This window comes from Streptomyces sp. NPDC002018 (assembly GCF_042890865.1).
GTDB lineage: Bacteria > Actinomycetota > Actinomycetes > Streptomycetales > Streptomycetaceae > Streptomyces.
This window is the reverse complement of the sequence record NZ_JBIASO010000004.1, coordinates 405,795-419,177: the sequence shown is the minus strand read 5'-3', so window position 1 is coordinate 419,177 and position 13,383 is coordinate 405,795. Positions and strand designations below refer to the sequence as shown.

At 69.7% G+C, this 13,383-nt stretch carries 13 protein-coding genes; 3 read left to right on the top strand and 10 right to left on the bottom strand.

The genetic code is table 11. The annotated features are described in order from the left end of the window. The first annotated feature begins 12 nt into the window (after positions 1-12). Positions 13-1,383 (top strand): two-component system sensor histidine kinase CseC, encoded by a 1,371-nt coding sequence (cseC, locus tag ACFYYH_RS09440; protein WP_388548054.1) that lies wholly within the window; start codon positions 13-15, stop codon positions 1,381-1,383. A gap of 131 nt (positions 1,384-1,514) precedes the next feature. Here cseC and ACFYYH_RS09435 read toward each other — a convergent pair whose 3' ends face one another. Then, positions 1,515-3,170: an MDR family MFS transporter gene (locus ACFYYH_RS09435; protein ID WP_388548052.1), complete on the bottom strand. Its 1,656-nt coding sequence runs from the start codon at positions 3,168-3,170 to the stop codon at positions 1,515-1,517. Positions 3,171-3,289: 119 nt separating this feature from the next. On the opposite strand from ACFYYH_RS09435, the gene ACFYYH_RS09430 reads away from it, so the two are divergent. Next, a complete protein-coding gene (locus ACFYYH_RS09430) occupies positions 3,290-3,868 on the top strand; it encodes a TetR/AcrR family transcriptional regulator (protein WP_388548050.1) in 579 nt (192 codons plus the stop codon). Here the strand turns inward: ACFYYH_RS09430 and ACFYYH_RS09425 are convergent. Together ACFYYH_RS09425 and ACFYYH_RS09420 are read right to left on the bottom strand one after the other, a co-directional pair. Beyond that, a complete protein-coding gene (locus ACFYYH_RS09425) occupies positions 3,858-4,547 on the bottom strand; it encodes a M23 family metallopeptidase (RefSeq protein WP_388548049.1) in 690 nt (229 codons plus the stop codon). The two genes, ACFYYH_RS09430 and ACFYYH_RS09425, sit on opposite strands and share 11 nt — an antisense overlap. Before the next feature lie 544 nt (positions 4,548-5,091). Further along, positions 5,092-7,614: an ATP-dependent Clp protease ATP-binding subunit gene (locus ACFYYH_RS09420; RefSeq protein WP_388548047.1), complete on the bottom strand. Its 2,523-nt coding sequence runs from the start codon at positions 7,612-7,614 to the stop codon at positions 5,092-5,094. A 434-nt stretch (positions 7,615-8,048) separates the two neighbouring features. Between ACFYYH_RS09420 and ACFYYH_RS09415 the strand changes: the two genes are divergently transcribed. Beyond that, entirely contained in the window at positions 8,049-8,660 is a 612-nt protein-coding gene (locus ACFYYH_RS09415; RefSeq protein ID WP_388548045.1) for an SCO3374 family protein, read from the top strand. On the opposite strand, the gene ACFYYH_RS09410 is transcribed toward ACFYYH_RS09415, so the two are convergent. The 7 genes from ACFYYH_RS09410 to nadC all read right to left on the bottom strand — a co-directional run bounded on the left by ACFYYH_RS09410 (position 8,639) and on the right by nadC (position 13,381). Beyond that, on the bottom strand, positions 8,639-8,974 hold the full coding sequence (locus ACFYYH_RS09410) for an Lsr2 family protein (RefSeq protein WP_066953721.1): 336 nt from the start codon (positions 8,972-8,974) through the stop codon (positions 8,639-8,641). The two genes, ACFYYH_RS09415 and ACFYYH_RS09410, sit on opposite strands and share 22 nt — an antisense overlap. 146 nt (positions 8,975-9,120) lie before the next feature. Next, positions 9,121-9,660 carry an amino-acid N-acetyltransferase gene (locus ACFYYH_RS09405; protein WP_388548042.1) on the bottom strand — a complete coding sequence of 180 codons (540 nt, stop codon included), beginning with the start codon at positions 9,658-9,660 and terminating at the stop codon, positions 9,121-9,123. Between the two features lie 10 nt (positions 9,661-9,670). Continuing rightward, a complete protein-coding gene (locus ACFYYH_RS09400; protein ID WP_388548041.1) occupies positions 9,671-10,111 on the bottom strand; it encodes a BlaI/MecI/CopY family transcriptional regulator in 441 nt (146 codons plus the stop codon). A 169-nt stretch (positions 10,112-10,280) separates the two neighbouring features. After that, a complete protein-coding gene (locus ACFYYH_RS09395) occupies positions 10,281-10,478 on the bottom strand; it encodes a hypothetical protein (protein WP_388548039.1) in 198 nt (65 codons plus the stop codon). A 14-nt stretch (positions 10,479-10,492) separates the two neighbouring features. After that, positions 10,493-11,320, bottom strand: a complete 828-nt coding sequence (locus ACFYYH_RS09390) for a hypothetical protein (protein ID WP_388548130.1) — start codon at positions 11,318-11,320, stop codon at positions 10,493-10,495. Between the two features lie 223 nt (positions 11,321-11,543). Further along, positions 11,544-12,341 carry a type III pantothenate kinase gene (locus ACFYYH_RS09385; RefSeq protein ID WP_388548036.1) on the bottom strand — a complete coding sequence of 266 codons (798 nt, stop codon included), beginning with the start codon at positions 12,339-12,341 and terminating at the stop codon, positions 11,544-11,546. Continuing rightward, a complete protein-coding gene (gene nadC, locus ACFYYH_RS09380; RefSeq protein ID WP_388548034.1) occupies positions 12,341-13,381 on the bottom strand; it encodes a carboxylating nicotinate-nucleotide diphosphorylase in 1,041 nt (346 codons plus the stop codon). The genes ACFYYH_RS09385 and nadC overlap by 1 nt, the downstream gene beginning before the upstream one ends. Positions 13,382-13,383: the final 2 nt, after the last annotated feature.

Below are 13,383 nucleotides of genomic sequence, written 5' to 3'. Positions count from 1 at the left end.
ACGGGTCCCCCGATGAGACGGCTCGCCCTGCGCACCGGCGTGCGCTGGAAGATCAGCATCGCGATCGCCGCCGTGGGCGCGCTGGTCGCGGTGGCGCTGAGTCTGGTGGTCCACAACTCGGCCCGGGTCTCGATGCTCGACAACGCGCGTGAGGTGCAGCTCGAACGGCTGCTGTTCGCGGAGCGGCTGTACGACTCGACCAAGGAGCCGAGGTTCGGCACGGTGGTCAATGACCCCGCGCTCCCGCACGACCTGCGCGCCAAGATGCGGCAGGGCCGGCGCGCGACCTATGTGGAGGAGAGCGCGAGCGGGGTGCCCGACGTCTGGGCGGCCGTCCCGATGGGGAATGGCACCGTGCTCTCGCTGCACAGCAGGTCCACCGACCGCAGCGCCACCATCATCGAGGATCTGGACCGCTCCCTGATCATCGGTTCGGTCTCGGTGGTCTTCGGGGGCTGCGCCCTGGGGGTGCTGATCGGTGGGCAGCTCTCCCGCCGGCTGCGCAGGGCCGCGGGCGCGGCGGCCCGGGTCGCGCGGGGCAACACGGACGTACGGGTCGGGGACGCCGTCGGCGGAGTCGTCCGCGACGAGACGGACGACCTGGCCCGCGCGGTGGACGCGCTGACCGACGCCCTCCACGAACGGATCGAGGCGGAGCGCCGGGTCACCGCGGACATCGCCCATGAGCTGCGCACCCCGGTGACGGGCCTGCTCACGGCGGCCGAGCTGCTGCCGCCCGGCCGCCCCAGCGAGCTGGTGCGGGACCGGGCTCAGGCCATGCGGACCCTGGTCGAGGACGTGCTGGAGGTGGCCAGGCTCGACAGCGCGTCGGAGCGCGCCGAACTCCAGGAGATCGCCCTCGGCGAGTTCGTCGAGCGGCGGGTGGCCCTGCTCGCCTCCGGGATCGAGGTCACGGTGGCGCGCGAGTCCTGGGTGAACACCGACCCGCGGCGGCTCGAACGCATCCTCGGCAATCTGCTGGCCAACGCCGCCGAGCACGGCGCCGCACCGGTCGAGGTCACGGTCGAGGGCCGGGTCGTGCGCGTACGGGACCACGGCCCCGGCTTCCCCGGGGCCCTGCTGCGCGAGGGCCCGAGCCGGTTCCGTACGGGCGCCAGCGACCGCGCGGGCCATGGGCACGGTCTGGGCCTGACCATCGCGGCCGGCCAGGCGCGGGTCCTCGGGGCCCGGCTCACCTTCCGCAACGCGGAACCGGAGGGCGCGGCGGCACGCGCGGGGACCGGAGGCGCCGGGATCGGAGGCGGAGGCGCGGGGATCGGAGGCGCGGGGGTCGGAGGCGCGGGGGGTGCCATCGCGGTCCTCTGGCTCCCGGAACACGCCCCGACGGCCACGGGCAGCTTCCCGGTACTCAGGATCTCCTGACCGGCGCGTGCCGCGAACGTCCCGCCGGGCCGGACCGGAAACCGCCGACGGCCCCCGGCGCGGGTGCGCCGGGGGCCGTGCGGGGCCGGGGGCCGGAGTCCCCGCGTACGGAGCACGCGGCGGGAGGCGGATCAGGCGGACTGCGGGACCTTGCTGTCCAGCACGGGAGCCTCGTCGGCCGCCTGCGGTCCGGCGCCCCTCAGCGGGACCTCCTTGACGAAGAAGGCCGCGACGAATCCGAGCACCGCGATCGACGCGCCGAGGGTGAAGGCGGCGTGCGTACCGGACGAGACCGCGACCTGATAGGCCTCGCGCACCGCGTCCGGCAGCTTCGCCAGGCTCGCCGCGTCGAGCTGCGCGGACTGCTGGGTGGCGCCCGAACCGCCCGCGGAGGCCATCTGGTCCTGCACCCGCGTGGTGAACAGCGCCCCCATGATGGCGACACCGAACGAGCTGCCCAGCGTACGGAAGAGGGTGGTCGCGGACGAGGCGACCCCCATGTCCTTCAGCTCGACGCTGTTCTGCGCGACCAGCATGGTGATCTGCATCAGGAAGCCCATACCGGCGCCGAGGACCGCCATATAGACGCCGGAGGTCACCCGGGAGGTGCCGGTGTCCATCTGGGCCAGCAGGAACAGCCCGACGACCATCAGTCCGCCGCCGATGATCGGGAAGATCTTGTACTTGCCGCTGTTGGTGGTGACCCGGCCCGCGATGAGCGAGACGACCATCATCGACAGCAGCATCGGCAGGAGCAGCAGACCGGAGTTGGTGGCCGAGGCGCCCTGGACGGACTGCTGGTAGAGCGGCAGGAAGAGCACCGCGCCGAACATCACGAAACCGGTCAGGAACCCGATCACCGACATCAGGGTGAAGTTGCGGCTGCGGAAGATGTGCAGCGGCATGATCGGCTCGGCGGCCTTGGTCTGTACGACGACGAAGCCGACCAGCGAGACGACCCCGATCGCGATCAGTTCCATGATCATGGCCGAGCCCCAGGCGTACTCCGTACCGCCCCAGGTGGTGACCAGCACGATCGAGGTGATGCCGATGGTCAGCAGCGCGGCCCCGAGGTAGTCGACCTTGACCTTCGACCGGTCCTTGGCGGGCAGATGCAGTACGGCGGTGATCATCACCAGCGCGACCGCGCCCAGCGGCAGATTGATGTAGAAGCTCCAGCGCCAGCCGAGGTGGTCGGTGATGGTGCCGCCGACCAGCGGTCCGCCGATCATGGCGAGCGCCATCACACCGGCCATCATGCCCTGGTACTTGCCCCGCTCCCGGGGCGGTATCAGATCACCGATGATCGCCATGACACCGACCATCAGACCGCCGGCGCCCAGACCCTGGACGGCACGGAAACCGATGAGCTGTCCCATGTCCTGGGCCATACCGCTCAGCACGGACCCGATCAGGAAGATCACGATCGAGGCGAGGAAGACGCCCTTGCGTCCGTACATGTCGCCGAGCTTGCCCCAGATCGGGGTGGAGGCGGCGGTCGCCAGGGTGTACGCGGTGACCACCCAGGACAGATGTTCCAGCCCGCCCAGCTCACCGACGATGGTCGGCATCGCCGTACCGACGATCATGTTGTCCAGCATGGCCAGCAGCATCGCGATCATCAGCGCGAGCAGGACCACGCGCACACTGCGCTGCTGGGGCCCGGCCTTGGCCGCCCCGCTCTCCGGCGCCCCCGGGCCGTCGGAGGTCACCGTCCCGGGCCCGGCCACGGTCTCGACACTGTCCGTCGGCCGGCCCTTCCCCGTCTGTTTCCCGGTCGGACTCATGTTGCCCACTCCCCTGCGCTCCCCTGACACTTACTTGCCGCCCGGCAAGCTGACTACACTGGGGAAGGTAGACCTCTTACTTGCCGGGCGTCAAGTAAGTTATTCCTCGGGAGAGCACCATGGGCAGCACACAGCAGCCGCGGCGGAGCAACACCCGTCAGGCCATCCAGGACATCGCGATGGAGCTCTTCGCCGAGCAGGGGTACGAGAAGACCTCGCTGCGGGAGATCGCCGAGCGGCTGGACGTCACCAAGGCGGCGCTGTACTACCACTTCAAGACCAAGGAAGACATCCTGGTCAGCATCTTCGAGGATCTGACCCGCCCGATCGACGAGCTGATCGCCTGGGGCCGGACCCAGCCGCACACGCTGGAGACCAAGCAGGAGATCCTGCGCCGCTACAGCGACGCGCTGACGCGGGCGACCCCGCTCTTCCGCTTCATGCAGGAGAACCAGGCGACGGTGCGCGATCTGAGCATCGGCGAGACGTTCAAGAGCCGCATGATCGACCTGATGGATCTGATCCAGGACCCGGAGGCGTCCCTGACGGACCGCGTCCGCTGCATCAGCGCGCTCTTCACCATGCACGCCGGCCAGTTCGCCCTCCGGGAAGTCGAAGGAGACCCCGAGGAGAAGCGCCAGGCCATCCTTGAGGTCTCCACCGAACTGATCAGCCGGGCCCATCGGGTCACACCTTGACGCCGACCGAGCGCAGGAAGTTCACGGGGTTGACGGCGGAGCCGTAGTTCGGGGTCGTACGGATCTCGAAGTGCAGGTGCGGACCGCTGGAGTTGCCGGTGTTGCCGGACAGACCGATCTGCTGGCCCGTCCTCACCTGCTGGCCCACATACACCTTGATCTTCGACAGATGCGCGTACTGGGAGTACGTACCGTTCGCGTGCTTGACCACTATCGCGTTGCCGTACGCGGGACCGTCACCGGCGCCGTAGGGGCCGGCCTTGACGACCGTACCGCTGTGGACGACGCGCACCGGGGTGCCGAGCGGTACGGCGAAGTCCTGGCCGGAGTGCTTGGCGGCCCACATGCTGCCGCCGCGGCCGAAGGTCGCGCTCAGCGTGTACTTGACGACCGGATCGGTCCAGGAAACGGCCTTCTTGGCAGTCGCCTTGGCCTTGGACTCCGCCGCCTTGGCGTCGGCCTTGACGCCCGCCTTGGAGACGGCCTTGCTCTGCACAGCGGCCTGCTGCTGGACGGCGGCCGCGGTGACGGACGAACTGGCGGGAGCGTCGCCGCCGGTCGCGGCGAACGCGGCCCCGGTTCCGGCCGCCAACGACACTCCGAGTCCGGCAGCCAGGACACCGGCACGGGTACGAAGGACGGACGAGCGGGTGAGACGGGACAGCTTGCGCGGCGACATGCGGAAACCTCCGGGCATCAAGGGGCCCGGCACCTGTGCGCCGGGCTGACCCCACCTTGGTAACCCGGACCCCATCACATACCAAAACGCCCCATCTACGACATCACCTCGTAGAAATGTCCCGTTTGATCCGCCGCTCGATTCCCCGCCACGCCCGAGCACGGTGCGCCGTTATGGACCGAAATAAATATGTTTAGCACCAGGTGAAAGGGGCGGAAAACCGGCATCCCCTCGGGCCGGACGCACCGCAGGCGCCGCGGCGCTGAAGGACCCGCCCGGCCGGGGGCCGAACGTCCCGGCCGAGGCCGTCCCCGCCACTAACCCGGCTCGTAGACCCGCGAACGCCTGTGCGTCATATCACGGGCACCGGGCCGAAGGGCTGTCCGGTTCGGGACCAAGGGCCCGGCGCACGGGGCGCCCGTACGAGGACAAAGCGCCCGCACGGCGACAAAGGGCTGCCCCGGACCGCGTGAAACGGTCCGGGGCAGCCCCTTCAGTCAGTCACTCAGCGCCGGAAGGGCCTGAGCGGCCTCACGCGTCCCTGTCAGACGTCCTTCGTCAGGTTCGGACCGCCGCCCGCCGCCTGCTCGATCGGAGGAACATCCGGCAGAGGCGACTTCTCCTCGCCGCGGAAGGTGAAGGCCTTCGCCTCCCCCTCGCCCTCGGTGTCCACGACCACGATGTGACCGGGGCGCAGCTCTCCGAAGAGGATCTTCTCGGAGAGGATGTCCTCGATCTCGCGCTGGATCGTCCGGCGCAGCGGCCGGGCGCCCAGGACCGGGTCGTAACCCTTCTTGGCGAGCAGCGACTTGGCGGACGGGCTGAGCTCGAGGCCCATGTCCCGGTCCTTCAGACGCTCGTCCACCTTGGCGACCATCAGATCGACGATCTGGATGATGTCTTCCTCGGTGAGCTGGTGGAAGACGACCGTGTCGTCGACACGGTTGAGGAACTCGGGCCGGAAGTGCTGCTTCAGCTCTTCGTTGACCTTGTTCTTCATCCGCTCGTAGTTGGTCTTGGTGTCACCCTGCGCCGCGAAGCCCAGGTTGAACCCCTTGGAGATGTCCCGCGTCCCGAGGTTGGTCGTCATGATGATGACCGTGTTCTTGAAGTCCACGACCCGGCCCTGGGAGTCGGTCAGCCGACCGTCCTCCAGGATCTGGAGAAGGGAATTGAAGATATCGGGGTGGGCCTTCTCGACCTCGTCGAAGAGGACGACGGAGAACGGCTTCCTGCGCACCTTCTCGGTGAGCTGGCCGCCCTCTTCGTAACCCACGTATCCGGGGGGAGAACCGAAGAGACGCGACACCGTGTGCTTCTCGCTGAACTCCGACATGTCGAGAGCGATCAGCGCGTCCTCGTCACCGAAGAGGAATTCGGCGAGCGTCTTGGACAGCTCGGTCTTACCGACACCGGACGGACCGGCGAAGATGAACGAGCCACCGGGACGCTTGGGGTCCTTCAGACCGGCCCGCGTACGGCGGATGGCCTGCGAGAGCGCCTTGATGGCGTCCTTCTGCCCGATGACGCGCTTGTGCAGCTCGTCCTCCATGCGGAGCAGGCGCGAGGACTCCTCCTCGGTGAGCTTGAAGACCGGGATGCCGGTCGCCGTCGCCAGGACCTCGGCGATCAGCTCCTCGTCCACCTCGGCGACGACATCCATGTCGCCGGCCTTCCACTCCTTCTCCCGCTTGGTCTTCGCGGCCAGGAGCTGCTTCTCCTTGTCACGGAGAGAGGCGGCCTTCTCGAAGTCCTGGGAGTCGATCGCCGACTCCTTGTCGCGGCGGACACCCGCGATCTTCTCGTCGAACTCACGGAGGTCCGGCGGCGCGGTCATCCGGCGGATGCGCATCCGGGAACCGGCCTCGTCGATCAGGTCGATCGCCTTGTCCGGCAGGAAGCGGTCCGAGATGTAGCGGTCGGCGAGGGTGGCGGCGGCGACCAGCGCGGAGTCCGTGATGGACACGCGGTGGTGCGCCTCGTACCGGTCGCGCAGGCCCTTGAGGATCTCGATCGTGTGCGGCAGCGACGGCTCCGCGACCTGGATGGGCTGGAAGCGGCGCTCCAGCGCCGCGTCCTTCTCCAGGTGCTTGCGGTACTCGTCGAGCGTGGTCGCACCGATGGTCTGGAGCTCACCGCGGGCCAGCATCGGCTTGAGGATGCTCGCCGCGTCGATCGCGCCCTCGGCGGCGCCGGCACCCACCAGGGTGTGCAGCTCGTCGATGAACAGGATGATGTCGCCGCGGGTGCGGATCTCCTTGAGGACCTTCTTCAGACGCTCCTCGAAGTCACCGCGGTAGCGGGAGCCCGCGACGAGCGCGCCCAGGTCGAGGGTGTAGAGGTGCTTGTCCTTGAGGGTCTCGGGCACCTCGCCCTTGACGATGGCCTGGGCCAGTCCCTCGACGACCGCCGTCTTGCCGACGCCGGGCTCGCCGATGAGGACCGGGTTGTTCTTCGTACGGCGGGACAGCACCTGCATGACCCGCTCGATCTCCTTCTCGCGCCCGATGACCGGGTCGAGCTTGGATTCACGGGCGGCCTGGGTGAGATTCCGGCCGAACTGGTCGAGGACCAGGGACGTGGAGGGCGTGCCCTCGGCAGGACCGCCCGCTGTGGCGGCCTCCTTGCCCTGGTAGCCGGAGAGCAGCTGGATGACCTGCTGCCGCACCCGGTTGAGATCGGCGCCCAGCTTCACGAGGACCTGGGCGGCGACGCCCTCGCCCTCGCGGATCAGGCCGAGCAGGATGTGCTCCGTGCCGATGTAGTTGTGGCCGAGCTGAAGAGCCTCGCGGAGCGAAAGCTCCAGGACCTTCTTGGCACGGGGGGTGAAGGGGATGTGGCCAGACGGGGCCTGCTGCCCCTGGCCGATGATCTCCTCCACCTGCTGGCGGACCGCCTCGAGCGAAATCCCGAGGCTCTCCAGGGCCTTAGCGGCGACACCCTCACCCTCGTGGATAAGGCCCAGGAGGATGTGCTCGGTGCCGATGTAGTTGTGGTTGAGCATCCGGGCTTCTTCCTGAGCCAGGACGACAACCCGCCGCGCGCGGTCGGTGAACCTCTCGAACATCGTTAATCGCTCCTCAGAGCGGTCAGGCAGTAAAGGGGTCGGTCCCCTCCCTGTCCTTCCGCAGCTTAGTCCCGCAAGCGGGGACCGCTCATTCCAACTGCCGACTACCTGTCCCAGGCTCCCAGCCCCGAACACCGGACAACAGCTCCAACCCGATGGTGCGAGACGATGTTCCCGCAGGCCAGGCAGATACCCTCACCATCAGTACGCCGATGGCGAACGCGAAGACGCCCGGGACCGCGTGTCGCCCCTTCCCACTAGGAATGTCTTACCCGCAAGCAGTGACAGTCCATGCGGCGCACCCCTGTTCCCTCCGCTACGGGCGAACACCCTTGCGCTCCTGAACGCGCCCGCGCGCCCCCCTCGCGGAAACACTGTGCGATCGGGTCCCGACGTAGCGTAACTCCGGGCGCGGGTCGGGAGTTGCTCCGGGCATGGCCCTCACTGTCCCGCCCCCTCGCGGCCCGCTCGACGGCGATCTCGCACGGTGGTACGAGACCGAACTCGGCTGGGCGGCGGAGGCGGGGCCGCCGGTCCTGCTGCCGACCGGACTCCGCTTCGACGCGCTGGAGTTGCCCGCGGACGCGGGGGCGGCCGTACTGCGGCGGATCGGCCCGACGGGGCCGGTGGCGCTGTCCGGCGGGCGCATCGCCCTGCTGGTGGCCGCGGGGAGCGCGGACGAGCTGCCGGGGCTGCTCGACTGGCTGGAGTGGGGCGGAATCGCCCTGGAGTTGACCGCTCTGGGCACGGGCGGGCGGATCACCGCCCCGGCGCCACCGCGACGGCCCCGCGGCGTCGGCGCGGGTGTCGGCGCGCAGGGGGCCGCCGTGTGGCTGCGGCCCCCCGAGCCCGGACTCGAGGTGGAGTCGACGCTGCCGGCGCTCACTCTCGGCGGGCGGGGCGGCCACGGGGGCAGTGGTGGGGATGCCCCCGATCTCGTACGACTCGTGGACGCGGCGGCGGCTGAGTGCCACCGGGCCCGGTTGTCGCGCACTTCGCGCGGAAATACGCTTCGTACGAATACTCAGCCGTTGGCCTTCTCGTAGGCTTCACGGATCTCGGCGGGAACACGGCCGCGGTCGTTGACGCTGTAGCCGTTCTCCTTGGCCCACTTGCGGATTTCCGCGGTGTCCTTGTTCCCGCCCGTGGCGACACGGCCCTTGCCACGGCTGGCCGCGGCCCGGCCACCCGTACGCCGGCCACCCTTGGTGTACGGATCGAGGAGCCCCCGCAGCTTGTCCGCATTGGCGGTAGTGAGGTCGATCTCGTAGGTCTTCCCGTCCAGAGCGAACGTCACTGTCTCGTCCGCCTCGCCGCCGTCGAGGTCATCGACAAGAAGGACCTGAACCTTCTGTGCCACCGGATTTCCTTTCATCGAAAATGCAGTACGCGGAAAGGAAACCGCTTTTCTCAGGAAAACACAAACCCCCGGCAGAGGTTCAGTGCCGCAAGAAGACGGGAAACGTGCGCGATTCGGACATAGGGATCAGCGCAGGAGTCGGGCGATCACAGGTGCAGAAGCATCCGGCTGTTGCCCAAGGTGTTCGGCTTCACCCGTTCGAGACCGAGGAACTCCGCAACACCCTCGTCATAGGAACGCAGCAGCTCTCGGTAGACATCTCCGTCCACCGGCGTCTCACCGATCTCCACGAAGCCGCGCTTCGCGAAGAACTCGACTTCGAAGGTGAGGCAGAATACGCGCCGCACTCCGAGCCAGCGGGCGGTCTCCAGCAGCTTGTCAAGTAGTTGATGCCCTACTCCCGCGCCCCTGACCACGGGATCCACGGCGAGTGTGCGCACTTCGGCGAGGTCTTCCCACATCACATGCAAGGCACCACAGCCGATGACACTCGCGTCCTCGGCCCGTTCCGCGACCCAGAACTCCTGGATGTCCTCGTAAAGCGTCACCGGTGCTTTGTCGAGCAGGATGCCTTCGCTCACGTAAGGGTCGACCAGCCGGCGGACGGCCGGCACATCCCTGGTCCTGGCCCGCCGGACGGTGACGGCATTTGCTTCGGCATTGGGAAGCGGAACGGGTGTGAGCATGCCCCGGACGCTATCGCCCCGCCTCCGGGGGACGTTCGGACCCCCCGGAAGGCGGCCCGACGGCGTCTTCAGGGGGGTCGCCTTCCGGACGGTCCGCCCGGACCATACGGACGGCGTCCTGAAGTGACTGCCGCTGCTCGGGCGACATCATGCCGAAGAAGGCGACAAGTGCCGCCGCCGGGTTGTCACTCTTCGACCATGCCTCGTTCATCAGCGCCGCGGCGTACGCGGCCCGGGTGGAGACCGCCGTATATCGATACGCACGGCCCTCGACTTCCCTGCGTACCCAGCCCTTCTGATGGAGATTGTCCATTACGGTCATGACGGTGGTGTAGGCGATGGACCGTTCCCGCTGAAGGTCTTCGAGGACTTCCCGGACGGTGACCGGGCGGTTCCATTGCCAGACGCGTGTCATGACGGCGTCTTCCAGGTCTCCCAATTGACGGGGCACGCCTTCACCATAGTGCGAGATGTCCGAATGGCCGGTTATTGACGTAACAAAAAGGACGTACGACAGGGAATCAGTCGTACGTCCAGGTCATACGGTGAAGTGCCCGCCGGGCGCTGACCGCTCTCCGCGGGCGCGGCCGGGCGCTCGCGGCGCGGGGCCCGCCGACGGCTCAGACGCCGCCGGGGCCCGGGGTGCCGGGTGTGCCGCCCTGCTGGGCGGAGTCCGTCCGGGCCGCGAGGACCGCGTCGACCGCCGCGTCCTCCTTGGCCTTGTTGGGCCCGCCCTGGCTCTTGACGATCGTCACGACCAGGCCGATGAAGAAGGCGGCCATCACCACGGGCGGTACGAGCGCGGATACGTAGTCCATGCCGTCCAGAGTAGCTATCCGGCGGCCAGCTTCTCCGGCGGGGGCGAGGGCCGGCGGCGGGGCGGGAAGACCTCGGACGGCTTGGGCATCGGCCGGCCGGGCGCGGGCTGCCGCGGCGGCCCCGGCTTCCGTGGCTCCTTCGGCTCGCGGGGCTCCTTCTCGGGGTCTTTGTCTCTGGGGTCCCTGGGGTCCTTGGGGTCATCGGGCACCCCGGGCACCCCGGGCACCTCGGGCTCCTCGGGGTCCTTGGACTCCCTGGGGTCCCCGGGCTGTTCCGGCTCGTCGGAGGCGAGGTACCGGCCGCCGCGCGCGGGGCCGGCGCCACCGCGGCTCCGAGGGCCGGTGAAGGCCGTCCTGACGGGACCCGTCCTGACGGGACCCGTGCCGCCGGAAGCCGTGCCGCCGGGGAGCGCGAAGAGCCGGGTACGGGGAGCGGGGGCCGTGGCGGTCACCGGTCCCGGGTCCGGGGAGCGGGCGGCGAGCCGGGCCCGTACGGACCGCTCGGCGAGCGCCTGGCAGCGGTCGAGGAGGGCGGCGGCGGCCGCATTGCCCCGCAGGGCGCGCAGGGCCGCGAGATCGTCGGGCCGCGGGACATAGCCGGCGGCCAGGGCGTCCTGGAGCAGCTCCAGATAGCCGGTGAGGGAGCCGGGCAGCGCCGCACGGTACCGGGCGAGATCGGCCAGCAGGAACGCCCGCAGCCGCCCGGCCTCCCGTACCGCCTCGTCCACGGATTCGGCGAGCCGCAGGCAGGCCTGGACATCCTCGTTCGGGAGCGGGACGGGATGAAGGGCGACGGCCAGGGCGCGTCGGAGCACTCGCAGCTCCTCGGCGCCGAACACCATGCCGCCGCGGGATCCGTATGGCGTGGGCATGCGGCGACACTACGCGCCAAAGGGACAAAATCCGTTTAACGCCTCTCCGCTGGCGCGGCCCGCCCGCCGAACGGGCCATGCCGCCGCCGGGCCCGCCGCCCGGCCGTGGCGGGGCGGCGGACCGGGAGGCGGACCGGCCGGCGGACCGGGAAGCGGACCGGCCGGCGGACCGGGAAGCGGACCGGGAGGCGGCTCACATGCGGGAGACGTTCCGTTCGTAGACCAGGCGCAGGCCGATCAGGGTCAGCCAGGGCTCGTGCTCGTCGATCACGGAGGCCTCGCCCAGGACCATGGGGGCGAGGCCGCCGGTCGCGATCACGGTGACCTCGCCGGGGTCCTCGGCCAGTTCGCGGGCCATCCGCGCCACCACGCCGTCGACCTGGCCCGCGAAGCCGTAGAGGATGCCGGACTGCATCGCCTCGACGGTGTTCTTGCCGATCACACTGCGCGGCCGGGCCAGTTCGATCTTGCGGAGCTGGGCACCCCTGACGCCGAGCGCCTCGACCGAGATCTCGATGCCCGGGGCGATGACGCCGCCCGCGTACTCGCCCCGCGCGCTGACCGCGTCGAAGGTCGTCGCCGTACCGAAGTCCACGACGATCGCCGGGCCGCCGTACAGCTCGACCGCCGCGACCGCGTTGATGATGCGGTCCGCGCCGACCTCCTTGGGGTTGTCCATCAGGATCGGCACACCCGTCTTGATGCCCGGCTCCACGAGCACCGCGGGGACGTCGCCGTAGTAGCGGCGGGTCACCTCGCGCAGCTCGTGCAGCACGGAGGGCACCGTCGAGCAGATCGCGATCCCCTCGATCCCGTCGCCCAGCTCCTCGCCGAGCAGCGGGTGCATCCCCATCAGACCCTGGAGCAGTACGGCGAGTTCGTCGGCGGTGCGGCGGGCGTCGGTGGAGATCCGCCAGTGCTCGACGATCTCCTCACCGTCGAACAGACCGAGCACGGTATGGGTGTTGCCGACATCGATGGTGAGCAGCATCAGGCCTCGACCTCGCGCAGATCGAGGCCGATGTCGAGGATCGGGGAGGAGTGGGTGAGCGCCCCGACCGCCAGGAAGTCGACGCCCGTCTCGGCGTAGGCGCGGGCGTTGTCGAGGGTGAGCCGCCCGGAGGACTCCAGGAGCGCGCGGCCCCCGACGAGGGCCACGGCCTCCGCCGTCGCGGCCGGGGTGAAGTTGTCCAGCAGGATCAGATCGGCGCCCGCGTCCAGCACGTCGCGCACCTGCCCCAGGGTGTCGGCCTCCACCTCGATCGGCACCTCGGGGAAGCGGTCCCGTACGGCCTTGAACGCCTCGGCGACCCCGCCCGCCGCGACCACGTGGTTGTCCTTGACCAGGGCCGCGTCGGAGAGGGACATCCGGTGGTTGACGCCGCCGCCGCAGCGCACCGCGTACTTCTCCAGCGCGCGCAGCCCCGGGGTGGTCTTGCGGGTGTCGCGGACCCTGGCCCCGGTGCCTTCGAGAGCGTCCGCCCAGGCGCGCGTGGCGGTCGCGATACCGGACAGCCGGCACAGCAGATTGAGCGCGCTGCGCTCGGCGGTGAGCAGATCGCGGGTACGGGTGGTGACGCTCAGCAGCTTCTGTCCCGCCTCGACGCGGTCGCCGTCCGCGACATGCCGCTCCACCGCGAACTCCTCCGTACAGACGACGGAGAGAACGGCCTCGGCGATGTTCAGGCCCGCGACCGTACCGCTCTCGCGCGCGGTGAAGTCGGCGGTGGCGACGGCGTCCTCGGGGACGGTGGCCACGGTGGTCACGTCCACGCCGTGGTCGAGGTCCTCCTCGACGGCGACATGGGCGATGTCCTCGACCTGTACGGGGTCGAGGCCGGCGTCGGCGAGAAGCTGGGCGAGGGCGGGGTCGAGACCGCACTCCAGGTCGGCGAGGCCGAACCCCTCCTCGCCGCCGGAGCAGCCGCAGCCGTCGCCGCAGCCGCCGGCGGCGGCCGGGGCCGGGGCGCCGATCTGGATCAGCGGTACGTCCACGGGCTCGGGGCGCGGACTGTCTTCGGGCGTGCTCACGG

Excerpts from the sequence above, each read along its gene's own strand:
- cseC (WP_388548054.1), top strand. The coding sequence starts at position 13 with ATGAGACGGCTCGCCCTGCGCACCGGCGTGCGCTGGAAGATCAGCATC.
- ACFYYH_RS09435 (WP_388548052.1), bottom strand. The coding sequence starts at position 3,170 with ATGAGTCCGACCGGGAAACAGACGGGGAAGGGCCGGCCGACGGACAGT.
- ACFYYH_RS09430 (WP_388548050.1), top strand. The coding sequence starts at position 3,290 with ATGGGCAGCACACAGCAGCCGCGGCGGAGCAACACCCGTCAGGCCATC.
- ACFYYH_RS09425 (WP_388548049.1), bottom strand. The coding sequence starts at position 4,547 with ATGTCGCCGCGCAAGCTGTCCCGTCTCACCCGCTCGTCCGTCCTTCGT.
- ACFYYH_RS09420 (WP_388548047.1), bottom strand. The coding sequence starts at position 7,614 with ATGTTCGAGAGGTTCACCGACCGCGCGCGGCGGGTTGTCGTCCTGGCT.
- ACFYYH_RS09415 (WP_388548045.1), top strand. The coding sequence starts at position 8,049 with ATGGCCCTCACTGTCCCGCCCCCTCGCGGCCCGCTCGACGGCGATCTC.
- ACFYYH_RS09405 (WP_388548042.1), bottom strand. The coding sequence starts at position 9,660 with ATGCTCACACCCGTTCCGCTTCCCAATGCCGAAGCAAATGCCGTCACC.
- ACFYYH_RS09395 (WP_388548039.1), bottom strand. The coding sequence starts at position 10,478 with ATGGACTACGTATCCGCGCTCGTACCGCCCGTGGTGATGGCCGCCTTC.
- ACFYYH_RS09390 (WP_388548130.1), bottom strand. The coding sequence starts at position 11,320 with ATGGTGTTCGGCGCCGAGGAGCTGCGAGTGCTCCGACGCGCCCTGGCC.
- ACFYYH_RS09385 (WP_388548036.1), bottom strand. The coding sequence starts at position 12,341 with ATGCTGCTCACCATCGATGTCGGCAACACCCATACCGTGCTCGGTCTG.